A 26,842-nucleotide genomic window follows, 5' to 3' on the forward strand; every position below is an offset into this window, starting at 1 on the left:
CCCGCACCCTCCCGAGGCCACGCGTCTCACCCCCGAGGAAGCCCGCACCATCGCCTCCTGGGACCGCGACCTGGACGCCCTCACCGGCGAACTCCTGCGCGCCCGCGAGAGCGTCACGGACGTCCCCCTGCCGGCTTCCCTGACCGCCTCGCAGGTGCTCCGCCTGGCCGCGGACCCGGACGGTTTCGTGCAGGAGACGGCGCGCCCCATGCCGCGCCCGCCCCAGCCCGCCGCTCGCCGCGGCACCCGCTTCCACGCCTGGGTCGAAGCCCGCTTCGAAGAGCTCAGGCTCCCGATGCTGGAGCCGGACGAACTGCCCGGCAGCGAGGCCGAGATCGCCGACGAACGCGACCTGGAAGCCCTCAAGGACGCCTTCGAACGCACCCCCTACGCCCACCGCACGCCCTACCGGGTCGAGGCCCCCTTCCAGCTCGCCATCGCCGGACGCGTCGTACGGGGCCGTATCGACGCCGTCTACAAGGTGGAAGGCGTCAGAGAAGGCGTAAGAGAAGGCGGTGCAGCAGGCGGTGCAGAAGGCGGCGAGGCCGGCGGCGGGAGCGTGACGACGACGTACGAGATCGTCGACTGGAAGACCAGCCGCACCCGCACCGCCGACCCCCTCCAGCTCGCCGTCTACCGGCTCGCCTGGGCCGAGCAGCACGGCATCCCCCTGGAATCCGTACAGGCAGCCTTTCTGTACGTGCGCAGTGGCGAAGTCGTCCGCCCCGCGAACCTGCCGGACCGGGCCGCGCTGGAACGCCTCCTTCTGGATGAACCATCCGAAGGGGTACCCGACGAACCGCCGGACCAGCACGCGCGCGTGGACGGTTAGGCTCGTGACCATGAGCAAGACTCCGGACAGCGCCGTCCGCGCGTACATCGAGCAGCACCGCGCAGCCTTCCTCGACGACCTCGCCGAATGGCTGCGCATCCCGTCCGTCTCGGCGCAGCCCGAACACGACGCGGACGTACGGCGCAGCGCCGACTGGCTCGCCGCCAAACTGCGGGAAACGGGCTTCCCGACCTGCGAGGTCTGGGCGACCCCCGGCGCACCCGCGGTCTTCGCCGAATGGCCCTCCGACGATCCCCGGGCACCCACGGTCCTCGTCTACGGCCACCACGACGTACAGCCCGCCGCCCGCGAGGACGGCTGGGACACCGACCCCTTCGAGCCCGTCGTCCGCGGCAACCGCCTCCACGCGCGCGGGGCCGCCGACGACAAGGGCCAGGTGTTCTTCCACACACTCGGCGTCCGCGCCCACCTCGCCGCCACCGGCCGTACGACTCCCGCCGTCCACCTCAAGCTGCTCATCGAGGGCGAGGAGGAGTCCGGCTCCCCGCACTTCCGCGCCCTCGTCGAAGCGCGGCGGGAGCGCCTGGCAGCCGACGCCGTGGTCGTCTCCGACACCGGCATGTGGTCCGAGGACACCCCCACGGTGTGCACCGGCATGCGCGGCCTCGCCGAGTGCGAGATCCAGCTGTACGGGCCCGACCAGGACATCCACTCCGGCTCCTTCGGCGGCGCCGTACCCAATCCGGCCACCGCCGCGGCCCGTCTCGTCGCCGCCCTGCACGACGAGCACGCGCGCGTGGCAGTGCCCGGGTTCTACGAAGGCGTCACCGAGCTCACCGACCGGGAGCGGAAGCTCTTCGCCGAACTGCCCTTCGACGAGGAACGCTGGCTGCGCACCGCCGGGTCCGGCGCCACCCACGGAGAGAGCGGCCACACCACCCTGGAGCGCATCTGGGCCCGCCCGACCGCCGAGGTCAACGGCATCGGCGGCGGCTACCAGGGCCCCGGCAGCAAGACGATCATCCCGGCCTCGGCGATGGTGAAGCTCTCCTTCCGGCTCGTCGCGGAACAAGACCCCGACCACATCGAGAAGGCCGTCCGCGCCTGGGCCGCCGAACAGCTGCCCGCCGGAATCCGACACGAGATCACCTTCGGCGCCGCCACGCGCCCGTGCCTGACACCGCTCGACCACCCGGCCCTGCAGTCCGTCGTACGGGCCATGGGCCGCGCCTTCGAGCAGGAGATCCGCTTCACCCGTGAGGGAGGTTCGGGGCCCGCCGCCGACCTTCGGGACGTCCTCGCCGCCCCCGTGCTGTTCCTCGGCATCTCGGTCCCGTCCGACGGCTGGCACGCCCCGAACGAGAAGGTCGAGCTCGACCTCCTCCTCAAAGGCGTCGAAACCTCCGCCTACCTGTGGGGCGACCTCGCCCAGAACTGGCGAGCCGCACACTGAAGAAGCCCCGTCCCACCCGTCCTGCCGTACGACCGGCTGAAGAGCCCGCCGAACCAACCGTTCATCGGGGGAGTTGGAAGCACCCGTGACCACCTGGACCGATCACACCGCCGACCGTCCCATCTCGCTCACCGCCCCGAGCGGCATCGACCGGGCCGCGCACCACCGGCTCGACGAGGCCTGGCTCGCCGCGGCGTGGAGCCATCCCACCACCTGGGCCTTCGTGGTCTCCGGCGGCCAGGTCCTCATCGACGAGACACCCGACGGTGCCACCGAACTCGTCATGACCCCGTCCTTCGAAGCGCCGCTCACCGAGGCGCACCGCTACTTCCTGGGTACCGACGACGACGGCGTCAGCTACTTCGCCCTCCAGAAGGACACACTGCCCGGCCGCATGGACCAGTCCGCGCGGGCGGCGGGCCTGCGCGAGGCCGGCCTGCTCCTGTCGGCCCGTGACGCGGGCCTCATGGTGCACGCGGTCGCCCTGGAGAACTGGCAGCGCCTGCACCGGTTCTGCTCCCGCTGCGGAGAGCGCACGGTGATCGCCGCGGCCGGCCACATCCGCCGCTGCCCCGCCTGCGGCGCCGAGCACTACCCCCGCACCGACCCCGCCGTGATCATGGCGGTGACGGACCACGAGGACCGCATCCTGCTCGGCCGTCAGGTGCACTGGCCGGAAGGCCGCTTCTCCACCCTCGCCGGCTTCGTCGAGCCCGGTGAGTCCATCGAGCAATCGGTCCGCCGCGAGGTCTTCGAAGAGGCGGGCATCACCGTCGGCGAGGTCGAGTACGTCGCCAGCCAGCCCTGGCCGTTCCCCTCCAGCCTCATGCTGGGCTTCATGGCCCGCGCGACCTCGGCGGAGATCAACGTCGACGGCGAGGAGATCGAGGAAGCCCGCTGGTTCTCCCGCGAAGACCTGCGGGCCGCCTTCGAGTCCGGGGAGGTCCTGCCTCCGTACGGCATCTCGATCGCGGCCCGTCTGATCGAACTCTGGTACGGCAAGCCCCTCCCGACCCGCGGAACGGCCGCCTGAGACAGGCACCGCCCAGGACGGGAACGGCCCGAGACCGTCTGGGACGGGCACCGCCTCAGACCGTCTGGGACGGGCACCGCCCAGGACAGGTCCTAGGCGCCGATCTTCTGCTTGACCTGCGCCAGCGAGGGGTTCGTCAGCGTCGAACCGTCCGGGAAGAGGACGGTGGGAACCGTCTGGTTTCCGCCGTTGGCCTTCTCCACGAATGCCGCGGACGCCGGGTCGTGCTCGATGTTGATCTCGTCGTACGTGATGCCCTCACGGTCCATCTGGCCCTTCAGCCGACGGCAGTAGCCGCACCACGTGGTGCTGTACATCGTCACAGTGCCCGGCATGTCTCTCATGCTCCTTCGCCGCAGGGGAGGTGTGTTCGCAGTGAAGGGAACGTACGTGACCGGGCGGCCATTCCCGTACGCGTACCAATGCGGCAGACGCCCATACGGTCCCACCCGCGCCTGCCGCATTAGTACGACCGCATGCGCCTCCCTGTGGACAACCGACCCACCCGCCTCCACCGACCTGGCAGCATGGCGGGGTGACACCAGCAACGCATTCCACCCTCTTCCCGCAGAGCCCCCACGGTTCTCAGTACCCGGCTGTGCCGAGCGGGGCCGACGCGGTACTGGAAGGGCTCGACCCTGAGCAGCGCGAGGTCGCCACCGCACTGCACGGTCCGGTGTGCGTGCTCGCGGGAGCCGGCACGGGCAAGACCCGCGCCATCACCCACCGCATCGCCTACGGGGTACGGGCAGGAATCCTCCAGCCCTCCAGCGTGCTCGCCGTCACCTTCACCAACCGCGCCGCGGGAGAGATGCGCGGCCGGCTCCGGCAGCTCGGCGCCTCCGGGGTGCAGGCCCGCACCTTCCACTCCGCCGCGCTGCGCCAGCTCCAGTACTTCTGGCCGAAAGCGGTCGGCGGCAGCCTGCCCCGCATCGTCGACCGCAAGATCCAGCTCGTCGCCGACGCCGCGGCAGCCTGCCGTATCCGCCTCGACCGCGGCGAACTGCGCGACGTCACCGCCGAGATCGAGTGGTCCAAGGTCACCCAGACCGTTCCCGCCGACTACGCCGCGGCGGCCGTGAAGGCCGGACGCGAAGCGCCCCGCAACCGCGCCGAGATCGCCCAGGTCTATGCCGCGTACGAGGACATCAAGCGTGGCCGCGGCGTCATCGACTTCGAGGACGTCCTGCTGCTGACCGTCGCCATCCTCCAGGACCAGCACGACATCGCCGAAGCCGTCCGCGCCCAGTACCAGCACTTCGTGGTCGACGAGTACCAGGACGTCAGCCCCCTCCAGCAGCGCCTCCTGGAGCTGTGGCTCGGCGAGCGCGACAGTCTCTGTGTCGTCGGCGACGCCAGCCAGACCATCTACTCGTTCACCGGCGCGACCCCCGACCACCTCCTCGACTTCCGCACCCGCCACCCCGGGGCCACAGTCGTCAAACTCGTCCGCGACTACCGCTCCACCCCCCAGGTGGTCCACCTCGCCAACGGCCTGCTCGGCCAGGCCCGTGGCCGCGCGGCCGATCACAGGCTGGAACTGATCTCCCAGCGCGCCGCGGGACCCGAGCCCGGCTACGCCGAGTACAGCGACGAGCCCGCCGAGGCCGAGGGCGCCGCCCGCCGCATCCGTGACCTCATCGCCTCCGGCACTCCCGCGAGCGAGATCGCGATCCTCTTCCGTACGAACTCGCAGTCCGAGATCTACGAGCAGGCCCTCGCCGACCTCGCAGTGCCCTATCAGCTGCGCGGAGCAGAGCGCTTCTTCGACCGACCCGAGGTCAAGCGAGCCATCCACGGCCTGCGCGGCGCGGCCCGCTTCGGAGGGAACGACTCACTCCTCGACGACGCCCCCGACCTGCCCTCGCAAGTACGAGCCGTCCTGTCCGGAGACGGCTGGACCCACCAGCCACCGGCCGGCTCCGGCGCGGTCAGAGAGCGCTGGGAGTCCCTCGCCGCCCTCGCGAACCTGGCCCAGGACTTCGCCGCCGCGAAAGCAGGCGCCACCCTCGGCGACCTCGTGGCCGAACTCGAAGAGCGCGCCGGCGCCCAGCACGCCCCGACGGTCCAAGGTGTCACCCTCGCCTCCCTCCACTCCGCCAAGGGTCTGGAGTGGGACGTCGTCTTCCTGGTCGGCGTCGCCGAAGGCATGATGCCGATCTCGTACGCCAAGACGGAGGAACAGGTCGAGGAGGAGCGCCGCCTCCTCTACGTCGGCGTCACGCGCGCCAGAGAGCACCTGTGGGTCTCCTGGTCGCAGTCCCGCTCACCCGGCGGCCGCCCCAACCGGCGGCCCAGCCGCTTCCTCGACGGCCTGCGCCCCGGCTCCGTCACCGCCGCGGGCCGCGGTGGCACGACCGGCCCCGGCGGCTCGGGCGGCATCGAACGCGGAGTTCCGGGCAGCACCGCCCCCGGTGTGCCCCGGCGGACCAACCGCACCCCCGCCCGCTGCCGGGTCTGCGGCCGCACGCTCAGCGACGCCGGCGAGATGAAGCTGATGCGCTGCGAGGACTGCCCCTCCGACATGGACGAAGGGCTCTACGAACGGCTGCGCGACTGGCGGGCGATCCAGGCCCGGCGCAGCGGGCAGCCGGATTTCTGCGTCTTCACGGACAAGACGCTGATGGCCATCGCGGAAGCGGGGCCGTCCACTCCGGTTGAGCTCGCCCGCATCCCAGGCGTCCGTGCCCGCAAGCTCAACCGCTACGGAACCGACGTTCTCGCCATATGTGCAGGTCAAGAGCTTGAGAGCGGTGAGGACGAGGAATGATTCAAACTCGTCGAGAAAATAGTTTGCGCATGCCCCAGCAATCCCCATAGGTTCTAAAGCACGGAAACGGCGGCCTTCTCGAAGGCACCGGTTCCGTGCTGTACTTAACAACCGACGGACCGGCTCGCCCGGTCCCAGAGACGCCGAGAGGAGGCGATTCCAGTGATCAGCATCAACAGCAGCTCCGCCAGCACCGCCAAAATGACCGATCTCTCGGTCGCCTCCACATGCCTGCTCGGCTTCTCGAACGTGGGCACCGGTCTGTCCGGCATCGCTGCCATGCGGCCGGCGTCCTCCGTGTCTCTCGCGGCACTCCCTGTCCGCGAGCGCAATGAGCGACCGATGAAGGCACTGGAAGCAGTAGAGGCACAGGCGAAGGCCTATGCCTTTGCGGCCACCGGTGCCGAAGCCGGCAAGCAGTCGCATCACACGATGTGGGCCTTCCGTGGGCCTGACCCCTGGAGTGATCCAGCCTGATCGACGATCAGGCCGGCGCCTTCAGGGCCGCGGAACCCCACCCGGGATCCGCGGCCCTTCTGTTTGTCTCCGACCGGGGACAGCGGAGCGAAGGGGCCTCGGGACAAGAAAAAACCCCGGTACCAGCCGCCAACCGGCCAACCCGGCCGGCACGACCAGACGAGGAAGACCAGCCGTGCAACTCGAAGCGCACGCCCCGTCCGTACCGCCTTCCGAAACGATCACCCCGCCCGGCTCCACGGAGGACTCCACCTTGACCCCGCTCACTGCGCTGACCGCGCTCGACGACGCCATCGAGAACCTCGGCGTGCCCGTCCCCTGCCGTTCGAACGACCCGGAGGTCTTCTTCGCCGAGTCGCCGGCCGATGTCGAGTACGCCAAGTCCCTCTGCCGCACCTGCCCGCTGATCGAGGCCTGCCTCGCCGGCGCCAAGGAGCGGCGTGAGCCCTGGGGCGTCTGGGGCGGCGAGCTCTTCGTCCAGGGTGTCGTTGTCGCCCGGAAGCGGCCGCGTGGCCGCCCGCGCAAGAACCCGGTCGCGGCATGAACATCACAGGAACGATCGATCGCCCCCTGACGCACGACCCCAAGAAACAGGACCCGATGAAGCCGTCCGCCGGCGAGCCCACAGGCTCCGCGATTCCAGACTTCACTGCCACAGGCGCGCACGACTCGCGTCAGAACAGGACCCGAGAGATGCAACTCATCCCAGAAGCCCTCGCTCGTGCGCATATGCACGACCGACTCCAGGAAGCCGAGCAGGAACGCCGGGCCATGCGCCTGGTGGCGGCCCGGCGCATGCAGCGCCGTGCCGAGCGCGCGTCGCTGCGTGCCCGCCGCGCTCTGGCCATGGCGGTCATGCAGTAAGGCCCACTGGCCGAGAGGCAACGAAGCAACACGAACAACGAAGCAACACGAACAACAGATAACGCGAACAACCGCTGATCGCGGGGGTCGGTCCGAACGGGCCGGCCCCCGCGGTGCGTTGCCGCGCACCCGTGACCAAATCTCAGGCTCCGGCCGCGGAGCCCTCCTCGTCCAGTTCGGGCTCGGACTCCGGGTCCAGTCCCAACTCCGCCTCAGCCTCCGGTTCCGGTAGGAAGCCGGGCAGCCATTCCTCAAGTTCCTGTCGCAGCCGTACCGTCGCTCCCAGCTGGCACAGCACGCCGATCGTGCTCAGGGTCACCCGGTGTATCAGCAGGTACGCCGGGGGCAGGTTGAGCTGCTTGCCCAGTTGGTGTGCCGGGGAGCGGAGATCGGCGATCCGGGCCGCCTGACTCCGCATCCAGCCCCGGCTGAAGGTGAACTCGTCGACCTGGGCCGGCTCGATGATGGGGTGCAGGTAGTCCAGGACGGCGTCCGGGTCCAGTTCTATGGCCTCCTTGACGAAGCCTTCCCCGCGAAGCAGCTCGTAGACGGCTTCTGCCTCGCCGTCGATGGTCATGCGCAGAGACTCGCCGATCGTCGACGGCAGGCCGTCCGGGAGGCGGTCCACCGTGCCGAAGTCCAGGACGCCCAGCCGCCAACGGCTCTTGTCGCCGGAGCTTCCGGAGCTTCCGGAGCTTCCGGAGCTTTTGGTGCTTTCGGGGTTCTCGGGATCGTTCGGCAGGAGGCGGAAGTTCCCCGGATGCGGGTCGGCGTGCAACAAGCCGGTGCGGGACGGGCCGGAGAAGAGGAAACGGGCGAGGAGCTGACCTGCCCGGTCGCGCTCTTCCTGCGTACCGTCGGTTATCACCTCGGACAGTGGTATTCCGTCGATCCACTCCGTCACCAGCACCTGATCGCACTGGTGGACCACGGCAGGCACCAGCACGTCCGGGTCGCCCGCGAACTCCTCCGCGTGTGCCTGCTGAGCCTGGGCCTCCAGGCCGTAGTCGAGTTCCTCGGACACCCGGTCGCGCAGTTCCGCGATGAGCGGCTTGATGTCCATGCCCGGGATCAGCGGCCCCAGCAGCCGGGCGAAACGGCTCAGCTGGTTCAGGTCGGACAGCAGGGCTTCACCCGCCCCCGGGTACTGGACCTTGACCGCGACGTCCCGGCCGTCGTGCCAGACCGCCCGGTGCACCTGCCCTATGGAGGCCGCCGCGGCGGGCTTGTCCTGGAACTCCTGGAACAGCTCCTGCCAGTCGTCACCGAGCCGCTCCGCCAGCACGGAGTGCACCGTGCGCGTCGGCATCGGCGGGGCCGCTTCCTGGAGTTTGGTGAGCGCCGCACGATACGGGCCCGCGACCTCCTCGGGCAGTGCCGACTCGAAGACGGACATGGCCTGTCCGAACTTCATGGCGCCGCCCTTGAGCTCGCCGAGCACCTTGAACAACTGCTCCGCCGTGCGCTGTTGCAGCTCGCGGCCCACGAGGTCCGCGGACGCGCCGCCGATCCGTTTGCCAAGTCCCCAGGTCGCGCGCCCGGCGAAGCCGAGCGGTAGTGCGGCCAGCTTCGCGGTTCGGGTGACCGCCTTCCGGGGAAGATCAGACATGCGCCCTCCAAGTACCGGACAGCCGTGCCGCGTGCGGCTGTTGCCCGGCCATTGTCTCGTGCGGCCCTTCGTCGTCCGCGGCCTGCTCCCCCTTACCTTTCTCCCCGGGCCCGCAGGGGCATGCGGGATGCTGCCACACCGGGCGGGCGTGCCAGTCGAAACCAGGCACCGAAACCTCCCAGCGGGCTCCCGCACTCGACGGCAGTTCGCCGTCAAGGAAGGCGAGCGCATGCCCGGCGGCCAGCCCCGCGACCGTGGCCGCCAGCGTCAGATCGCACGCCGGCACCTGGCGGGGCTGCCCTGAACGCCACTGTGCGAGCAGGCGCGGCCAGGTCGGGTCCCGGTCGGTGCGCCCCAGGTCCAGACAGCCCGCGCAGGCTGTGTCGCCGGGCAGGACCAGCGGGCCGACGATGCCCGTGCCCTCCACGATCCCGGCGAAGAGATGAGGCGTACCGGAGTCGATCAGTGGCTCGGAGGCCGTCGGGTCGGGTGCGTGGACGGCCAGGCCGTCCCGGGGCGCGATGATCACCAGGGAGAGGCCCGGGGCGTCCTGTTCGGGAGCGGACCGGGCGCCGCCCCGGCCGGGTGGGCGGCCGGGGGCGGCTCTGCGCACCGCGCGCCGTGCGGCCTCGTCGCGGCGCTCGCCGATGGATTCCACGGGCAGCCCGCCCGGCGCCACGTCCCAGGGTTCGACACGGCCGCCGTCCTGCACATCGATCCGGCCCACGCCGGCGCCCGCAAGCGCCGAGGCCAGGGCGACCCCCACTCTGCCCGCGCCCCGTACCTGTACGTGCAGCGAGCGACGGGCCGCCAGGCGGCGCATGGCCTCGCCCGGTTCGGGAGCGACGAGGGAGAGCGAGGCGGCGTCTGGCCGGAGCCGGTCCAGGACAGCCGGTTTCCCGCGCAGAGCGTCGGCGGCGGGGCCGCCGCCCGTCGCGTCGTCCAGCAGCCCGGCCCCGGACAGCCGCTGCACGAGACCGTCGACATGGCCGTCGGGCAGACCCATGCGACGCCCCTCGTCGCGCAGGAGGGGCAGCCCGCGTGTTCCGTCGAGCAAGGTCAGGAAGCTGCCTGTCGCCGTGTCCATCGGGCCGAGCACCATCGCGTGTGCGGGTGCCATCCCGAACTGCACGGTGTTCAGATCCCGCCAGCCGCGCCGCAGCGCGGGTTTCACCATCGGATGCATGAAGCGTCCCCCCCCCGTACGTCCCCGTTGTTCACATCCACGTCCAGATCCACGTCCAGATCCACGTGCACGTTCCCGTTTGCGTCTTCGCTGCTCCGGTGGAGTTCGTCCCGCTCCGCCGGTCGAATGCCAGGATGCCCGCATTGCCCGGCGCGTGCCGAAAGTTATCCACAGAGGGTGGATGTTCGTCGTACAAATCAAGCGCGCGGGGTGCGGTTCGGCATCGATGCGTACCGGAGGCGGGACTTCCCCCGTGTGCAACGGGTAACGTCGGGGCGTGCCCGCCGACCCACTGCACCGCGCCGGAAACCCACAGCGCAGCACGACGAGCCAGCCGCCAAGCGGCTCAAGGGCGAGCGCGATCGAGGTCCGCAGGAGCGCGCGACGGCGCAGAACGGTCTCCGCGTACCGTGAGGGCGATCGCACCGTCGTGCTCATTCCCGCCCGGATGTCCGAGGCGGAGGAGCAGCGCTGGGTCACCGTCATGCTCGACAAGCTGGCCGCCCAGGAAAACAAGCGGGTGCTCGGCGACACGGAACTGTCCGAGCGTGCCGCCCGCCTCTCCGAGCTGTACTTCGACGGCCGTGCGCGGCCCACCTCGGTGCGATGGGTCACCAATCAGAACACGCGCTGGGGCTCGTGCACCCCGGCCGAGGGCAGTATCCGTCTGTCGCACCGGCTGCAGGGCATGCCCGAGTACGTCGTCGACTACGTCCTCGTCCATGAGCTGGCGCATCTGCTGGTGCCCGGCCACGGCTCCGATTTCTGGCGGCTCCTGGAGGCCTACCCGCGGACCGAGCGGGCCCGCGGCTACCTCGAAGGAGTGGTCGCCGCAGACCGCCTGCCCCAGGTGCCCGCGGCGCGCGGCGAGTGACTCGGGGCTGACGCCGAATCCCTGCCCGGACGGCCGGCGGCAGGGTTTGTGCGGCGGGTCGTGCACCGGGTCTGTGTACCGGGTCTGTACCGGCTTCCGCCACGGCTGGATTTTGCCGTTAGCCTGACGCGACGCACTTGTATTCCGGATGGGGGACGGTCGTTACGCATGGCCAGGGAATTCCAACGCGGCCACAAGGCCAAGATCAGTGACCTCACCGCGGGCACCGATCTGTACGTAGGTGTGCAGATCACCGGCCCCGGGCTGACATTCGACATCAGCTGTTTCGGTCTGGACGCCGACGAACGGCTGGCGGACGACCGGTACTTCGTCTTCTTCAACCAGCCGAAGACCCCCGAGGAGTCCATTCAGCTTCTCGGCGCGCAGGCGGGTGACACGGAGTCCTTCCGCGTCACCCTCGACAGGATCCCTCCACAGATCCAGAAGCTGTCGTTCACGGCGACCGTCGACGGTGCCGGACAGATGTCCCAGGTCGCCCCCGGGTACCTCCGCATCGTGGCGGGCGGCGAGGAGGTGGCCCGGTACTCGTTCACCGGCGCCGAGTTCTCCACCGAGCGTGCCGTGATGCTGGGCGACTTCTATCTGAAGGACGTCTGGCGGTTCGCCGCGGTCGGGCAGGGTTTCGACGGCGGCCTCGACGCGCTGCTGAAGAACTTCGGCGGCGAGGTCGCCGAGGAGGAGCCGGCCGCCGCGCCCGCGCCGGGGCCCGGTGCCCCGTCGTTCGCGCCGCCGGCCCAGGCCTCCGCGCCGCCCGCGTTCGGCGCCCCGGCAGGTCACGCCGCGCCGCCGGCTCCGGCGGCGCCCGCTCCTCCCGCGCCGCAGCCCGCTCAGGGTTTCGCGCCGCCCCCGGGGCACACGCCACCGGCACCGGCACCCGTACCTTCGGTGCACGCCGCGCCGACCATCATCGCGCCCATGACTCCACCGGCCGGCGCCCCAGTACCGCCTCCGGCACCCGCTCCGGCGCCCTACGGGCAGCCGGGCCAGCAGCCTCCGTACGGCCAGGCCCCCGGCCAGACCGCACCCCTACCGCCCGGATACGGGCAGCCCCAGGCGCCTCAAGCACCCCAGGCACCCGCCCCGCCTCCGGGATACGGCCAGCCGCCCGGTCCTCCGGGCTACGGCCAGCAGCCACCGTTCGGCCAGGTGCCGGGTCAGCCCGGTGCGCCGGGTGCGCCCGCCGCGTACGGAGTGCCGCAGGGCTCTCCCCAGGGCGGTGCCGGTGTCACCGCGGCGTTGCAGGCGTACAAGGAGACGCCCACCGGACAGCGCTGGACCCAACAGAACAAGAAGATGGTCCGTGTCGACCTCGGCATGGGCGGCGACCAGGCCGTACTGGCCCGCCAGGGCAGCATGGTGCTCTACCAGGGCAAGGTCGACTTCGGCCACAAGGGCGCCGGGTTCGCCGGCCGGATCGTGGGCAACGCGACCGGCCAGGAGATGCAGCTGATGCGCTGCTCGGGCCGCGGCCAGGTGTTCCTCGCGGAGAACTCCGCGATGCTGCATCCCATCGAACTGCAGGGAGACGCCGTCTGCGTCTCCGCGGAGAACGTCCTCGCCTTCGACGAGACGCTGCAGTACGAGGTGCGCCGCGTCGAAGGACACGGCATCCCCGGCGGCGCCCTGTTCACGATGCAGTTCCAGGGGACCGGCACGATCGTCGTGAAGACGCGTGGCGTGCCGGTGGTCCTGCCCGTGACGCCGACGACGTTCGCCGACTGCAACGCCGTCGTCGCGTGGTCCGCCGCCTCCCAGGTGATCGTGTCCAGCCAGGTGCGGATGCGCCGCAACGCCTATCCGGGCGACACCGGGGAGAGCGTGAACCTCCAGTTCCGCGGCGCGCCCGGCAATTTCATCGTCGTCCAGCCGTACGAGGTCTGAGGGAGCCCGTCCACATGAACCAGCAACTCGCGGGCTTCGCCCCGGCACCCGTTGCCGCGCGCATGGAGAACCACGGCAATCACATGCTCAAGGTCGCCATGCAGACCGGAAACGACCTCCTCGCGCGCGTGGGGTCGATGGTCGCCTACGAAGGCTTCGTCCAGTACGAGCCCAATCCGCCGGCCGTGCGCCAGATCGCCAAGGACTGGATGACCGGCGAGGGCGCACCCTTGATGAAGTGCTCCGGAGACGGCCTGCTCTACCTCTCCGACTACGGGGCGAACGTCGTCGTCATCAACCTCAACGGCGACGCGATCTCCGTCAACGCCACCAACCTGCTCGCCTTCGACGCCCACCTGACGTGGGGTGTCGAACGAGTCAAGGGGCTGGCGAAGTTCGCCGGCCAGGGCCTGTGGAACACCAAGATCTCCGGGCAGGGCTGGGTCGCGCTGACCTCCCGGGGCAAGCCCCTCGTCGTGGACTGCGGCGGCGGCGAGGACGAGACGTACGTCGATCCGGACGCCCTCGTCGCCTGGTCCCCGAACCTCAAGGTGAAGGGCAAGCGCAGCTTCAAGGCACAGTCGCTGATCGGGCGGGGCAGTGGCGAGGCCTTCCAGATGGCCTTCTCCGGACAGGGCATCGTCGTCGTCCAGCCCAGCGAGGACAGCACCGACCGCCTCCGGGTACGGGGCTGAGGGGAGGACACACACCATGCAGAGCCCGCTTTTCGCCTACAACGACCAGCAGTCCCAGGACCGCTACAGCCTGCAGAACAAGCAGATGCTGCGCGTCGTCCTGGAGGGCCACGACGATGTGCTCGCCCGCAAGGGCACCATGGTCGCCTATCAGGGTCTTCTGGAGTTCGACGCCGAGTTCCAGAACACCGGCCAGCAGCGTTCCCGCGCCATCACGGGGGAGGGCCTCGACCTGATGCGCTGCCACGGGCAGGGCACCGTCTACCTGGCCAACCTCGCCCAGCACATCCATGTGGTGGACGTGGACCAGGACGGTCTCACCGTGGACAGCAGTTACGTCCTGGCGATGGACTCCTCGCTGCACCACGACGTGATCGCCGTGGACAGCCAGTACGGCATCTCCGGCTCCGGCAAGTACCAGCTCAACATCAGCGGGCAGGGCAAGGTCGCCCTGATGACGTCGGGCATGCCGCTGATGCTGCAGGTGACGCCGGACAAGTACGTCAACTGCGACGCCGACGCGATCGTGGCCTGGTCCACGAGTCTGCGCGTCCAGATGCAGGCCCAGACGCATTCCTCCGGAGTGTTCCGGCGCCGTGGCAACACGGGTGAGGGCTGGGAGCTCAGCTTCATGGGCCAGGGATACGCGCTCGTGCAGCCCAGCGAGATGCTGCCGCCGCAGAACGCGGCGATCGGGTCCGGGCTCGCTGCCCAGTACGGGATGGGGCAGCAGGGGGCCCGGGCGCAGAACCAGGGGAATGCCTGGAGCTGATCGCTCCTGAGCTCCTGAGCTCCTGTGCTCCTGCGCTTCGAGAGACGGGGCGTTCGACGACTGCGAGTCCGCCGTGGCTGGGCGCGCAGTTCCCCGCGCCCCTGTGGGGCGCCTCCTGAACAAGGGATGGGGGGGGGCCGCAGCTGCGGCCACCCCCCCCATCCCTTGTTCAGAGCCTTGTTCGTGCTGTTTCCAGGAGGCGGACCACCGAGTCGTCGGCGACCTGCGGGACCTCGTCGTAGGTGAACCAGCGGAGGTCCAGGGATTCCTCGCTGATCGTCTGCACGGAGCCCGGCTCGGCCACCACCGCGTACTGCACGTCGAAGTGGCAGTGGCACGGCGGCGGGATGGGATGCCGGTCGAGCCGTACGGGACCGCCCGGGAGCAGTGTCAGCCCCTGGATGCCCGACTCCTCCGTGGCCTCTCGCAGGGCCGCGGCCTCCAGAGTGGCGTCCTCGGGCTCGCAGTGGCCGCCCATCTGGAGCCACATCCGAAGCTTCCTGTGGAGCGTCAGGAGCACCCTGCCGTGGCCGGGATCGATCACCAGGGCGCTCGCCGTGACGTGCCCGGCCGTGCAGGCCTTCCACATGCCGTCCGGGTGAGCCGCCAGATGGTCGAGGTAGGCCTGACGCAGTTCCTCCTGCCCCTCGACGTCCTTCAGGACCAGGACGGCGTCGTCGTACAGGCTCACTTGTCGTTGTCGCCCTTGTCCTTGTTCCCGTCGTTCGAGTCGTTCGAGTCGTTCCCGTTCTCGTCCGTGCCCTTGTCCTTCGTCAGGTTCGGCCGCTCGGGTGAACCGTCCGCTGCCTCGCCGAGCATCTTGTCGAGTTCGGAGAAGTCCAGCTGCTCGCGGTGCACGAAGCCGTCCGGGTCGTCCAGGTCGGAGGCGGTCGGCAGCATGTCCGGGTGTGCCCACAGGCCGTCCCGGCCGTCGACCCCGCGCGCGTCCGTGAGCGAGGCCCACAGTCGCGAGGCGTCCCGCAGCCGTCGCGGGCGCAGTTCCAGGCCGATCAGCGTGGCGAACGTCTGCTCGGCAGGGCCGCCCGTGGCGCGGCGGCGGCGCAGCGTCTCACGCAGTGCGTCGGCGGACGACAGACGGGGCTTCGCGGCCGAGTGCACCACCGCGTCCACCCAGCCCTCGACGAGCGCCAGCGCCGTCTCCAGGCGGGCCAGCGCGGCCTTCTGCTCCGGCGTGTCCTCCGGCTGGAACATGCCCTGCTGGAGTGCCTGCTGCAGCTCCTCGGGGTTCTGCGGGTCGAACTGGCCGACCACGTCCTCCAGCTTGGCCGTGTCGACCTTGATCCCGCGCGCGTACCCCTCGACCGCGCCGAAGAGGTGCGAGCGCAGCCATGGCACGTGGGCGAAGAGCCGCTGGTGGGCGGCCTCACGCAGGGCGATGTAGAGACGCACCTCGTCCTGGCCGATGCCCAGGTCCTTGCCGAACGCCTCGATGTTCAGCGGCAGCAGCGCGGCCTTACCGGCCGGGCCGAGCGGCAGTCCGACGTCGGTCGAGCCGACGACCTCGCCCGCGAGCACGCCGACGGCCTGCCCGATCTGCGTGCCGAACATGGCGCCGCCCATGGAACGCATCATTCCAAGGAGCGGGCCCGCCATGGCCTGCATCTCCTCGGGCAGGACATCGCCCATGGCCGCGCCGACGCGCTCGGCGACCGGGTCGACGAGCTCCTTCCACACCGGCAGGGTCGCCTCGACCCACTCCGCGCGGCTCCAGGCCACGGCGGAGGAGGCGCCGGACGGCAGCGACGTCGCGTCGTCCAGCCACAGGTCGGCCAGCCGTACCGCGTCCTGGACCGCGGTGCGCTCGGCGGGGCCGACGCTCGCGTCCTTCGTGCCGTCGGAGGTGCCCTGGGAGACCGTCTGGCGGGCGATCTGCTTGGCCATGTCCCAGTTCACCGGGCCGCCCTCGTAGGAGAGCATCTGACCCAGCTGCTGGAACGCGGCGCCCAGGTCGTTGGGGTTCAGCGAACCGAACATGGCTGCGAGCGGGTTGTCGCCACCGGGCCCGCCGGGCCCGAAACCGAACGGGCTGGCAGGTCCCTGACCACCACCGCTCTCCTGGTCCTTCTTCTTGCCCTCGTCGCCGTTCTCCGGCTCCTCCGGCGGAAGGCCGAATCCGAATGGGGTGTCACTCACGGGATTCCTCGGCTGTTAAGGCCGCCGGTTCGCTCCGACGGCGGCTGCCCTGCATCACCACCCAGCGTAGACACCACAACCGGTTCGGGCCTCGGTGCGTCGCCGACTCGGCGGCTGCGGCAGGATGGATGCCACCTGGTACGTACGCGTCACTCGCGTTCTTACTGAAGACAACCGCTGGAGACGCCCGGTGAGTTCCCCAGATCCACAGGTTCGCGCAGCGCGAAACCCCTCAACCCACTCGTCGCCCGAACATCGGCCCTCACCGTCGGCGTCGCGGGCCGACGGGACGTCCGCCGTACGCGGTCCCGTCGTCGCGGTCACCGGCGCCGCGGCCGGGATCGGCGCGATGCTCACCGAGCGGCTCGCCGCCAGTGACGAGATCAAGCAGGTCATCGCCATCGACGAGCGGCGTGGCGAGTGCGCGGGCGCCCAGTGGCACATCCTGGACGTCCGCGACCCGGCCATCGCCGAGAAGCTGCGCGGCGCGGACGTCGTGGTGCACCTCGCGCTCGACCTCGATCTGGAGACGGATCCGGCGGCGCGTACGGCGTACAACGTGCGGGGCACCCAGACCGTGCTCACGGCCGCCGCGGCCGCCGGGGTCCACCGTGTCGTGCTGTGCACGTCGGCCATGGTCTACGGGGCGCTGCCCGACAACGAACTGCCCCTCTCCGAAGACGCCGAACTGCGGGCCACCGCCGAGGCCACCGGGGTCGGAGACCTGCTGGAGGTCGAGCGGCTCGCCCGGCGGGCGCCCCGCGCGCATCCCGGGCTCAACGTCACCGTGGTACGTCCCGCCGTGCTCGTCGGAGGCACCGACACCGCGTTGACCAGGTACTTCGAGTCGCCTCGGCTCCTGGTCGTCGCCGGCTCCCGGCCCGCCTGGCAGTTCTGCCACGTCGAGGACCTGTGCCTCGCCCTGGAGTACGCCGCCCTGGAGAAGGTCGACGGGGAACTGGCCGTCGGATGCGACGGATGGCTGGAACAGGAGGAGGTCGAGGAGCTCAGCGGGATCCGGCGGATGGAGCTGCCGTCCGCCGTCGCCCTGGGAGCCGCGGCCCGGCTGCACCGGATCGGGCTCACCCCGTCGCCGGCCGGGGACCTCGCGTACACGATGTACCCCTGGGTGGTCAGCGGGAGCCGGCTGCACGACGCCGGATGGCGGCCGCAGTGGACCAACGAGGAGGTTCTCGCCGAGCTGCTGGGCGAGGTCGCCGGGCGGCACACCGTCGCCGGACGGCGGCTCGGGCGCAAGGACGCCACCGCCGCGGGAGCCGCGGGGGCGACGGTCGCCCTGCTCGGCACGGCCGCGCTGGTGCGGCGGGCGCGGAAGGCCCGGCGGCGGATCTGAGGCGGTGGAGTGGGGCCGGCGTGGAACTGGCGTGGGGTCGGCGTGGCACTGGCGTGGGGCGGCGGTCCCGCGCGGTTCTGCCACCCCGCCGCACTGGCTTTCCGCCCCGCCGTATCGGCCTTCCATGTCGCACGCGCGCGTGCGACATGGAAACCGTTGTTCCATGAGGCTTACGGGGTGGGGCACGATGGGGAGATGGCACCCATGAACGACCACCCCGGTGAGCAGGCCGCGCAGGAGCCCATCAAACTCCTGGCGATCCGGGAGACCGACCTCTCCCTGGACGAGATCTTCCGGGCCGTCGGCGACGACGCCTCCGGAGGGACCGCGCTCTTCGTGGGAACCGTGCGCAACCACGACGGGGGAGCGGACGTCGATGCCCTCGGGTACTCCTGCCACCCCAGCGCGGAGGCCGAGATGCGGCGTGTCGCGGAGAAGGTCGTCGCGGAGTATCCGGTGCGGGCGCTCGCCGCCGTGCACCGGATCGGTGACCTCCGGGTGGGCGATCTCGCAGTGGTCGTCGCCGTCTCCTGCCCGCACCGGGGAGAGGCCTTCGAGGCCTGCCGGAAACTGATCGACGACCTGAAGCACGAGGTCCCGATCTGGAAGCACCAGAAATTCTCCGACGGTACGGAGGAATGGGTCGGAGCCTGCTGACCCGACTTCATCAGGCCCCACTGACCCCATCAGGCCCCACTGGCCCCAGCGGTCACCACCGGGTCTCACTCGTCCGGCTTCCGGTTGCGTAACCCGACCCCTGCCGTGAGCGTTGAACAAGCGGATGGTTAATCTGCTGATCAGTCAGTTGCGGTGGTTCATGGGGTTGGGAGGTCGGTATGGCAGCGCTCGCCTGGTTGCTGATTCCGCTTTTCGCCGCGATCGGTGCCGGAGCCTGGGGCAGTTGGGCAGGACGGAACCGCAAGACCATCGGTGACGGCCATGAGCTCGCGGGCTACACACGCTTCCGCGAAGCCATGGAGAAGTCGCGCACGGACGCCTGACCGGCCCTCGGACCCCCGGACGGGCGGCCCCGACGGCGCGTTGACAGTGCGGTCCCGTACTGTCGTTCCATGCCACGCCGCACCGCGACGATGCTCGCCTCCACCCTGATGCTGATCGCGCTCCTGTGCGCGGGAGTCTTCATCAAAGTGCCGTACTCGGAGATGTCACCGGGTCCGACGGTGAACACGCTCGGCGAGCACGACGGCGAGCCGGTGCTGCAGATCTCCGGCCGCAAGACCTATCCGACGAGCGGTCACCTGAACATGACCACCGTCCGGGTCACCAGCGCCGACTACAACATGAACCTGGTCGAGGCCGTCTACGGCTGGCTGGCGCACGACAACAAAGTGGTCCCGCACGACACGCTCTACCCCGACGGCAAGACGGAAGAGCAGTCGACGCAGGAGAACGCCGAGGAATTCAACCAGTCCCAGGAGAGCGCCAAGGTCGCGGCGCTCAAGGAGATCGACATCCCGGTGAAGTCCTGGGTGATCGTCTCCACCGTCGTCAAGGACACCCCCGCCGAGGGCAGGCTGCACGCCGGTGACGTGATCAAGGCCGTCGACGGTACGAAGGTGAAGGCGTTCGGTGACGTCGCGAAGCTGGTCACCGAGCACAAGCCCGGCGAGAAGGTCGTCTTCACGGTCGTGCCCGCCAAGGAACAGGCCGCCGCCGAGAAGAAGAACAAGACGGCGACCAGGACCGAGGACGTCACGATCACCACCGCCAAGTCCCACGACAAGGGTGAGGACCGGGCGATAGTCGGCATCCAGGCCGGGACCGACCACACCTTCCCGTTCACCATAGACATCAAGCTCGCCGACGTCGGCGGCCCCAGTGCCGGTCTGATGTTCGCCCTCGGCATCGTCGACAAGCTGACCCCGGGCAGCCTCACCGGCGGCAAGTTCGTCGCCGGCACCGGCACCATCGACGACGAGGGCAAGGTCGGCCCGATCGGCGGTATCGAGATGAAGACGGTCGGCGCCCGGGCCAAGGGCGCCCAGTACTTCCTCACACCCAAGGACAACTGCGCGGCCGCCGCCCGGGACGTCCCCGACGGGCTCACGCTCGTCAAGGTCGACACCATCGACGACGCGGTGGGCGCCCTCAAGGACATCCACGACGGCGACACGGCCGACCTGCCGAAATGCACCAAGAGCTAGCGATGTACCCCCTGACGCACCGGCAGGCCGCGAACCTGTCGGCTACTCCGCGAACGTCGCCGTGAGTGCCTCGGCCAGTCCCGGTACGAGGTCGGATCCGGTGAGCACGTCGGTCGCCGCGTCCTTCTCGCGCAACCGCAGCGCCGAATCGCGCTTCCCGCCGCGCAGTACGCCCACGGTCATCCGGACCTCCTGGCGCTCCGGGTGCTCGGCGACCCACTTCGCCAGCCGCTGCTCGTCGAGGCCGTCCGGTACGGACGCCTCCGCGGACGGCGGCAGCATCAGCCGCTCCACGGACAGCGCGCAGCCGACCACGGAGTCCGGCCAGGCGATGGTGCCGAGGAACTCGTCCAGCGGGCTGCCCGCCGGAAGTTCGTCCTGCTCAATAGGGGTGAGCGTGCCCTCGGGCACGTCTTCGGTCAGACCCAGACGCTCGGCGAGTCCAGGTTCCTGGGAACGCAGTCGGGTGGTGTCGACCAGAGCGAAGAGCCGGGCGGGCTGGTCCCAGCCGAGCCCTGAAACGTACTCGTCGATTTCGAGGACGGCGCGGGTGAGGGGCGCGGCCGCCATGGGGGTGCCTGAGGAGGCAGTGTTGGACATGGTCACAATCCTGCCTCGTTCGACCCCCGAAGCGGGAACCGAGTAAAGCATCAGTAAGTTGCATAGATGTGGCCCGGCGTCTGCAGGGCCCCCAGATACCAACAGCGAACTTCGAGGTGCGCACCTTGGCTTTCCAGATGCCGGACCGCGGCGGAGGCCCGACAGGGCCGCGGATGAGAGTGGGCCGACCGTCCCGACGCGTCCGGACCCTGCTCATGACACTGGGCGTACTGGCCGTGCTGGCCATGGCCTTCGTCATGTTCGCGGGGTTCTGGACGGACTGGCTCTGGTACCGGTCGGTGAAGTACTCCTCCGTCTTCACGACCACCCTGTCGACGAAGATCGGTCTGTTCTTCGTCTTCGGACTGCTGATGGCCGTGGCCGTCGGAGTGAACATCTGGCTGGCCCACCGGCTGCGGCCACCGCTCAGCGCCATGTCGATGGAGCAGCAGAGCCTGGACCGCTACCGGATGAGCGTGGCCCCGTACAAGAAGTGGATCCTTCTCGGGATCACCTCACTGGTCGGGCTGATCGCGGGCGCCTCCGCAGCGGGCCAGTGGCGTACGTGGCTCATGTGGGTGAACGGAGTGCCCTTCAACCAGAAGGACCCCCAGTTCCACCTGGACGTGTCCTTCTACGCCTTCGACCTGCCCTGGTACCGCTTCATGCTGGGCTTCGGCTTCGCGGCCGCGATCCTCTCCCTGATCGCCGCCGCGCTGACGCACTACCTGTACGGCGGACTGCGTGTCACCAGCCCCGGAGCGCGTGCCACGGCAGCGGCCACCGGCCATCTGTCGGTGCTGCTGGGCATCTTCGTCGCGCTGAAGGCGGTCGCCTACTGGCTCGACCGGTACGGGCTCGCGGTGAAGTCCAGTGACTTCAAGGCGACGGGCAACTGGACGGGTCTCAGGTACGTCGACGCGAACGCGTATCTGCCGGCCAAGACGATCCTCTTCTGCATCGCGGTCATCTGCGCCCTGCTGTTCTTCGCCACCCTGTGGCGGCGTACCTGGCAGCTGCCCGTCATCGGCTTCGGCCTGATGGTGCTGTCGGCGGTCCTGATCGGCGGTCTGTACCCGGCGATCGTGCAGAAGTTCCAGGTCCAGCCGAACGAGCAGGCCAAGGAAGCGCCGTACGTCGAGAAGAACCTCAAGGCGACCCGCGACGCGTACGGGATCAACGGCACCGAGGTCACCGAGTACGCGGGCGCGAGCACGACCAAGGACAAGACGAAGCTGCGCGACGACGCCGACGGCGCCGCGAGCATCCGGCTCCTGGACCCGAACGTCGTCTCGCCCACGTTCCAGCAACTCCAGCAGGTGCGCAATTACTACGCGTTCCCGTCGAACCTGGACGTCGACCGCTACAGCAAGGACGGCAAGGACCAGGACACCGTCATCGGTCTGCGCGAGCTGAACCTCCAGGGCATCCCGAAGAGCAACTGGATCAACAACCACTTCCGCTACACGCACGGCTTCGGAGTGGTCGCGGCCAAGGGCACCAACGCCGACGCCGAGGGACGCCCGGAGTTCACCGAGTACGACCTGCCGTCCAAGGGCGGCCTCGGCGGTGGCGACTACGAGCAGCGGATCTACTACGGCGAGAAGACCGGCCAGTACTCGATCGTCGGCGGCCCGCAGAAGGAGATCGACTACTCCGACGACACCGGCGAGAAGACGACCAGTTACAAGGGCAAGAGCGGCGTCAACCTCTCGAACCCGGTCAACCGCGCGGCGTACGCGGTCGCGTTCAGCGAGCCGCAGATCCTCTACTCCGGTGCGATCGGCGAGGGTTCGAGAATCCTCTACAACCGCACGCCCAAGGAGCGCGTCGAGGCGGTGGCCCCCTGGCTGACCATCGACGGCGATGCCTACCCGGCGGTCGTCGGCGGGAAGATCGAGTGGATCGTCGACGCGTACACGACGACCAACGGCTACCCGTACGCCTCGCGCACCACCCTCGGTGACACGACGGCCGACTCGCTCACCGCCGCCAACAACCAGCGGGCGGTGGTGGCCCAGCAGAACCAGGTCAACTACATCCGCAACTCGGTGAAGGCGACCGTCGACGCGTACAGCGGCAAGGTCACGCTCTACGAGTGGGACACCAAGGACCCGGTCCTGAAGACCTGGAAGAAGGCCTTCCCCGGGACGGTGAAGCCGAAGGGCGACATCCCGCAGGCCCTCATGGACCATCTCCGGTACCCGCAGGACCTGTTCAAGGTCCAGCGCGAGCTGCTGACCCGCTACCACGTGAAGGACGCGGAGACGTTCCTCAGCGGCAGCGAGGTGTGGCAGGTGCCGGACGACCCGACCAACAAGTCGGGCAACGCGGTGCCGCCGTACTACCTCAGCATGAAGATGCCGGGGGAGCAGTCGCAGGCGTTCTCCCTGACGACGACGCTCACCCCGAACGGCCGCGACAACCTGAGTGCCTTCGTGTCGGTCAACGCCGAAGCCGGCACGAGCGACTACGGCAAGATCAACGTCCTCAAACTACCCACCGGCAGAACGGTCGACGGACCCAAACGGGTACAGAGCCAGTTCAACTCGGAGCCATCCATCGCCGAGTCCATCAGACTCCTCAGAGGTGGTGACTCGGAAGTCGAGTACGGCAACCTGCTGACGGTGCCACTCGACGGCGGCCTGCTCTACGTGGAGCCCGTCTACGTACGTGGTGGCGGACTGAAGTACCCCCTGCTGCGGAAGGTACTGGTGACCTACGGAGGCGCGACGGCCTTCGAGGACACGCTGGACCAGGCGCTCAACAAGGTCTTCGGAGCGGACGGTTCGACCACCGAACCACCGGACGAGGGCGAGGACGAGACGACCCCACCGCCGACGTCCAACGACCCCACGGTCCAGGAAGCGCTCGACGACGCCCAGAAGGCCTTCGACCAAGGCCAGGAAGCCCTCAAGAAGGGCGACTGGGAGGCGTACGGAACGGCGCAGAAGGACCTGGAGGACGCGCTTGAGCGGGCCGAGGACGCACAGGCCGCGGCCGACAAGAGCGCAGGCAGCAGCGGCAAACCCAGCGCCTCCGGCGACAAGAAGACCGAGGAGAGCAGCAAGCCGAGCAGCACTCCGAGCAGCAGTAAGAGCCCGGACACCAGCTGAGTCAGGAGCCCTCTCGCGCCGTGGTACGGTTGCAACACAACGGCGCGGGGTGGAGCAGCTCGGTAGCTCGCTGGGCTCATAACCCAGAGGTCGCAGGTTCAAATCCTGTCCCCGCTACTGAAGTAGAAGGACCCGGATCCTCAAAGGATCCGGGTCCTTCTGCGTGTGCGGATCTGCGTGCGCGGATCTTCGGCAGAGCGTCAGCGGACCGCTCGGGACCGCACCTCGTTCATCAGTGCTGTGGTGGTGAAGGCCGCGTCGGGCGGAGGGAGTTGCGGGAACTGTGTTTCACTTGTCTCTCTGTGGGCATGTCGACAAAACGCTGAAGTGACCTCACTGGCTGCGGTATACCAGGTGTACCCAGGTTGCAGGTGGTGCGACGATGGACGTTATGGGGGACAAGGCAACTCTGTTGGAAACAGGGCGGTTTGTTCAGCCTTCCGACCGGGACGAGACCGGTGAGGCTGTGGAGGAGGCTCGTCAACGGCTCGCCGCGGAAGAGGGCGACGCCGAGGCGATGAGTGTCCTCGGAGCCATGCTGCTCCGCCGCGGTGATCTCGACGGGGCCGAGCCGCAGCTGCGCGCTGCCACCGCGGCCGGTGACCGGGCCGCCGCCAACAACCTCGGTGTCCTCCTGCACCAGCGCGGATACGCGGAGGAGGCGGCCGGCTGGTGGCGGATCGCCGCCGTCGCGGGCTCCGCGGCCGCCGCACACGCACTGGGGCGCCACCACCGCGAGCGCGGCGACGAGCCCGCCGCCGAGTACTGGCTGCGCCAGTCCGCCGAGCAGGGCCACGCCCTCGGCGCGTACGCGCTCGCCGATCTCCTGGAGCACCGCGGTGACGCCCGCGCCGAGAACTGGATGCGGGCCGCCGCCGAGCGGGGCCACCGCGAGGCGGCCTACCGGCTCGCGCGGGCACTCGACCGGACGACCGCGCAGGCGGGTGACACCGACAAGGGGAACGGCAACGGGAACGGGAACGGCGGCGAGGTGGCCGTCGGCGAGCCGGCCGAGCAGTGGTACCGGCAGGCGGCGGCGCGTGGCCACCGCAGGGCCGCGCTGCACCTCGGGGCGATCCTGGAGAAGCGTGGGGAGCTGAAGGAGGCCGGGCGCTGGTATCTGACCTCCGCCAAGGACGGCGAGGCGCGGGCCGCCTGTGCGCTGGGGTTCCTGCTGCGGGACGCGGGCGACACCGAGAGCGCGGCCGTGTGGTGGCTGAGGGCCGCCCAGGACGGCGACGGTAACGCCGCCAACGCGCTGGGAGCGCTGCACGCCCAGCGGGGTGAGACGCAGACCGCCGAGCGCTGGTACCGGGCCGCGATGGACGCAGGCGACGTGAACGGCGCGTACAACCTCGGGCTGCTCTGCGCCGAGCAGGCGCGCACCGCCCAGGCCGAACAGTGGTACCGGCGGGCGGCGTACGCGGGGCACCGCGAGGCGGCGAACGCCCTGGCCATCCTGCTGCTCCAGGTCGGCGACGCTGCCGGAGCCGAGCCGTGGTTCTCCAAGGCGGCGGAGGCCGGCAGCGTCGACGCCGCGTTCAACCTCGGGATCCTGCACGCGGGGCGGGGCGAGGACGCGGCGGCGCTGCGGTGGTACGAACGGGCCGCCGCCGCCGGGCACGCCGAGGCCGCGCTCCAGGTCGGGATCGCCCGGCTCCGGGACGGCGACGAGGGAGCCGCCGAGCGGCATCTCCGGTGTGCCGCGGGAGGCGGCAGCGCGGAGGGGGCCTACCGGCTGGCGACCGTCCTCGACGCCCGGCGTCCCCCCACGCCCGCGCACGAGCTGGGGGAGCCGACCGTCGAGAAGAGCGAGTGCGAGGAGTGGTACGAGCGGGCCGCTTCCCAGGGGCACCGGCGGGCGCAGGTGCGCGTGGGGATGCTGGCGTCCGCCCGCGGGGACGTCGTGGAGGCGGCCCGCTGGTACCGGGAGGCCGCGGAGGCGGGGTCCCGGAACGGGGCGTTCAACCTGGGGCTGCTGCTGGTCCGGGAGGGGAGTGAGCCGGAGGCCGCCCTGTGGTGGACCCGGGCCGCCGACGCGGGGCACGGGCGGGCGGCGTTGCGGCTCGCGCTTGTCTACGCGCGTCGTGGGGAGCTGGTGGAGGGGCAGCGGTGGGCCGATCGGGCGGTGTCGCTCGGGCCCGGTGAGGTGTCGGAGCGGGCGGCGCGGTTGCGGGATGCGTTGCGGCAGGAGTTGTCCGCGTGACGGAGGTGGGGGGTGGTTTTCACCCCCGCCGCCCCTACCCTTCCCGTGCCTTCTGGGGGCTGCGCCCCCAGACCCCCTATCGGCCTGAACGGCCTCGTCCTCAAACGCCGGACGGGCCGAGTGAGGCCGGCCTCGGCGAAGAGGGGTGCTCGGAGAAGGGATTTGCGCTGGTCGGCGGGGTGACGTAATGTTCAGTTCATCGCCGCGGGGTGGAGCAGCTCGGTAGCTCGCTGGGCTCATAACCCAGAGGTCGCAGGTTCAAATCCTGTCCCCGCTACTGAAGACCGAAGGCCCGGAACCAATGGTTCCGGGCCTTCGGTGTTTCGCGAAACCCTGTCCGAGGGTGATGGTGCGTGAGTTCTGGGTGCGGCGTGCGGTCAGGCCGTCGTCGTCGTCGCCGCGCAGTTCGGGCAGACGCCGCGGTACGTCACCTCTACGTCCGAGACCGTGAAGCCGAAGCGCTCGGAGTCGGGTAGGTCCGCCAGCGGGTTTCCGCCCGGGTGTACGTCCTTGATCGCGCCGCACTGGGCGCAGACCAGGTGGTGGTGCGGCCGGTGGGCGTTCGGGTCGTACCGCTTCGCGCGCTTGTCCGTGGCGACTTCCAGCACCTCGCCGAGCGAGACCAGCTCGCCCAGGGTGTTGTAGACGGTCGCCCGGGAGATCTCCGGAAGCTTCACGACAGCGCGCGAGTGCACCTCGTCGGCCGTCAGGTGGACGTGGTCGCCGTCGAGGACCTCAGCCACGACACGCCGCTGCGCGGTCATGCGCCAGCCGCGTCCGCGCAGTCGTTCCAACAGGTCGCTCATACGGCAGAGCTTA

The 26,842-nt window shown here is 69.9% G+C and carries 23 protein-coding genes, 2 tRNA genes and 1 pseudogene; 19 read left to right on the plus strand and 7 right to left on the minus strand.

All coding sequences use genetic code 11. The features are described 5' to 3' along the window. The 3 genes and pseudogenes from AOK01_RS00005 to nudC all read left to right on the plus strand — a co-directional run. Positions 1–832: pseudogene (locus AOK01_RS00005) on the plus strand (ATP-dependent helicase); the annotation flags it as partial. A 10-nt stretch (positions 833–842) separates the two neighbouring features. Next, entirely contained in the window at positions 843–2,246 is a 1,404-nt protein-coding gene (locus AOK01_RS00010; protein ID WP_055507029.1) for a dipeptidase, read from the plus strand. 85 nt (positions 2,247–2,331) lie between these two features. After that, positions 2,332–3,279: an NAD(+) diphosphatase gene (gene nudC / locus AOK01_RS00015; protein WP_055506965.1), complete on the plus strand. Its 948-nt coding sequence runs from the start codon at positions 2,332–2,334 to the stop codon at positions 3,277–3,279. 92 nt (positions 3,280–3,371) lie between these two features. Here the strand turns inward: nudC and AOK01_RS00020 are convergent, their stop codons facing one another. Beyond that, positions 3,372–3,614 (minus strand): mycoredoxin, encoded by a 243-nt coding sequence (locus AOK01_RS00020; RefSeq protein ID WP_055506967.1) that lies wholly within the window; start codon positions 3,612–3,614, stop codon positions 3,372–3,374. A 200-nt stretch (positions 3,615–3,814) separates the two neighbouring features. Here AOK01_RS00020 and AOK01_RS00025 point away from each other — a divergent pair, with 200 nt between their 5' ends. The 4 genes from AOK01_RS00025 (at position 3,815) to AOK01_RS00040 (ending at position 7,390) form a co-directional block, all read left to right on the plus strand. Then, complete coding sequence (locus tag AOK01_RS00025) at positions 3,815–6,049, plus strand: ATP-dependent DNA helicase UvrD2 (protein WP_079103052.1); 2,235 nt, start codon at positions 3,815–3,817, stop codon at positions 6,047–6,049. A 162-nt stretch (positions 6,050–6,211) separates the two neighbouring features. Then, a complete protein-coding gene (locus tag AOK01_RS00030) occupies positions 6,212–6,526 on the plus strand; it encodes a hypothetical protein (RefSeq protein WP_055506971.1) in 315 nt (104 codons plus the stop codon). Positions 6,527–6,701: 175 nt separating this feature from the next. Next, a complete protein-coding gene (locus AOK01_RS00035; protein ID WP_055506973.1) occupies positions 6,702–7,070 on the plus strand; it encodes a WhiB family transcriptional regulator in 369 nt (122 codons plus the stop codon). Further along, entirely contained in the window at positions 7,067–7,390 is a 324-nt protein-coding gene (locus tag AOK01_RS00040; RefSeq protein ID WP_055506975.1) for a hypothetical protein, read from the plus strand. The genes AOK01_RS00035 and AOK01_RS00040 overlap by 4 nt, the downstream gene beginning before the upstream one ends. A gap of 142 nt (positions 7,391–7,532) precedes the next feature. On the opposite strand, the gene AOK01_RS00045 is transcribed toward AOK01_RS00040, so the two are convergent. Beyond that, the gene (locus AOK01_RS00045) at positions 7,533–8,999 is read right to left on the minus strand and encodes an ABC1 kinase family protein (RefSeq protein ID WP_055506977.1); all 1,467 of its coding nucleotides are present in this window, start codon (positions 8,997–8,999) and stop codon (positions 7,533–7,535) included. Beyond that, entirely contained in the window at positions 8,992–10,185 is a 1,194-nt protein-coding gene (locus AOK01_RS00050) for a TOMM precursor leader peptide-binding protein (protein ID WP_055506979.1), read from the minus strand. Before AOK01_RS00050 ends, AOK01_RS00045 begins: the two co-directional genes overlap by 8 nt. Before the next feature lie 277 nt (positions 10,186–10,462). Here AOK01_RS00050 and AOK01_RS00055 point away from each other — a divergent pair, with 277 nt between their 5' ends. From AOK01_RS00055 to AOK01_RS00070, 4 genes are all read left to right on the plus strand, one after another. Then, a complete protein-coding gene (locus tag AOK01_RS00055; protein WP_079103053.1) occupies positions 10,463–11,059 on the plus strand; it encodes a M48 metallopeptidase family protein in 597 nt (198 codons plus the stop codon). A 168-nt stretch (positions 11,060–11,227) separates the two neighbouring features. Then, positions 11,228–12,961: a TerD family protein gene (locus AOK01_RS00060; RefSeq protein WP_055506982.1), complete on the plus strand. Its 1,734-nt coding sequence runs from the start codon at positions 11,228–11,230 to the stop codon at positions 12,959–12,961. Between the two features lie 14 nt (positions 12,962–12,975). Then, positions 12,976–13,656, plus strand: a complete 681-nt coding sequence (locus AOK01_RS00065; RefSeq protein ID WP_055506984.1) for an AIM24 family protein — start codon at positions 12,976–12,978, stop codon at positions 13,654–13,656. A 16-nt stretch (positions 13,657–13,672) separates the two neighbouring features. Further along, positions 13,673–14,428, plus strand: coding sequence for an AIM24 family protein (locus AOK01_RS00070; protein ID WP_055506986.1), 756 nt, complete (start codon positions 13,673–13,675; stop codon positions 14,426–14,428). Positions 14,429–14,597: 169 nt separating this feature from the next. On the opposite strand, the gene AOK01_RS00075 is transcribed toward AOK01_RS00070, so the two are convergent. Both AOK01_RS00075 and AOK01_RS00080 read right to left on the minus strand, forming a co-directional pair. Further along, a complete protein-coding gene (locus AOK01_RS00075) occupies positions 14,598–15,119 on the minus strand; it encodes an NUDIX hydrolase (protein ID WP_055506988.1) in 522 nt (173 codons plus the stop codon). Further along, entirely contained in the window at positions 15,116–16,582 is a 1,467-nt protein-coding gene (locus AOK01_RS00080; protein WP_055506990.1) for a zinc-dependent metalloprotease, read from the minus strand. Before AOK01_RS00080 ends, AOK01_RS00075 begins: the two co-directional genes overlap by 4 nt. Positions 16,583–16,772: 190 nt before the next feature. Between AOK01_RS00080 and AOK01_RS00085 the strand changes: the two genes are divergently transcribed. The 4 genes from AOK01_RS00085 (at position 16,773) to AOK01_RS00095 (ending at position 20,101) form a co-directional block, all read left to right on the plus strand. Then, on the plus strand, positions 16,773–17,936 hold the full coding sequence (locus AOK01_RS00085; RefSeq protein WP_055506992.1) for an SDR family oxidoreductase: 1,164 nt from the start codon (positions 16,773–16,775) through the stop codon (positions 17,934–17,936). A 195-nt stretch (positions 17,937–18,131) separates the two neighbouring features. Continuing rightward, a complete protein-coding gene (locus AOK01_RS00090; protein WP_055506994.1) occupies positions 18,132–18,593 on the plus strand; it encodes a molybdenum cofactor biosynthesis protein MoaE in 462 nt (153 codons plus the stop codon). A gap of 179 nt (positions 18,594–18,772) precedes the next feature. After that, complete coding sequence (locus AOK01_RS43945) at positions 18,773–18,937, plus strand: hypothetical protein (protein WP_169800086.1); 165 nt, start codon at positions 18,773–18,775, stop codon at positions 18,935–18,937. 69 nt (positions 18,938–19,006) lie between these two features. After that, a complete protein-coding gene (locus AOK01_RS00095; protein ID WP_055506996.1) occupies positions 19,007–20,101 on the plus strand; it encodes a YlbL family protein in 1,095 nt (364 codons plus the stop codon). A gap of 42 nt (positions 20,102–20,143) precedes the next feature. Here AOK01_RS00095 and AOK01_RS00100 read toward each other — a convergent pair whose 3' ends face one another. Next, on the minus strand, positions 20,144–20,701 hold the full coding sequence (locus AOK01_RS00100) for a PPA1309 family protein (RefSeq protein WP_055506998.1): 558 nt from the start codon (positions 20,699–20,701) through the stop codon (positions 20,144–20,146). Positions 20,702–20,838: 137 nt separating this feature from the next. Between AOK01_RS00100 and AOK01_RS00105 the strand changes: the two genes are divergently transcribed. The 4 genes from AOK01_RS00105 (at position 20,839) to AOK01_RS00120 (ending at position 26,300) form a co-directional block, all read left to right on the plus strand. Further along, positions 20,839–23,817 carry a UPF0182 family membrane protein gene (locus AOK01_RS00105; RefSeq protein ID WP_079103057.1) on the plus strand — a complete coding sequence of 993 codons (2,979 nt, stop codon included), beginning with the start codon at positions 20,839–20,841 and terminating at the stop codon, positions 23,815–23,817. A gap of 43 nt (positions 23,818–23,860) precedes the next feature. Beyond that, positions 23,861–23,934, plus strand: a tRNA-Met gene (locus AOK01_RS00110). A 265-nt stretch (positions 23,935–24,199) separates the two neighbouring features. Next, positions 24,200–26,023: a tetratricopeptide repeat protein gene (locus AOK01_RS00115; protein WP_055507002.1), complete on the plus strand. Its 1,824-nt coding sequence runs from the start codon at positions 24,200–24,202 to the stop codon at positions 26,021–26,023. Between the two features lie 203 nt (positions 26,024–26,226). Beyond that, positions 26,227–26,300, plus strand: a tRNA-Met gene (locus tag AOK01_RS00120). Between the two features lie 100 nt (positions 26,301–26,400). On the opposite strand, the gene AOK01_RS00125 is transcribed toward AOK01_RS00120, so the two are convergent. Continuing rightward, positions 26,401–26,829, minus strand: coding sequence for a Fur family transcriptional regulator (locus AOK01_RS00125; RefSeq protein WP_055507004.1), 429 nt, complete (start codon positions 26,827–26,829; stop codon positions 26,401–26,403). Positions 26,830–26,842: the final 13 nt, after the last annotated feature.

This window comes from Streptomyces aurantiacus (assembly GCF_001418335.1).
GTDB lineage: Bacteria > Actinomycetota > Actinomycetes > Streptomycetales > Streptomycetaceae > Streptomyces > Streptomyces aurantiacus.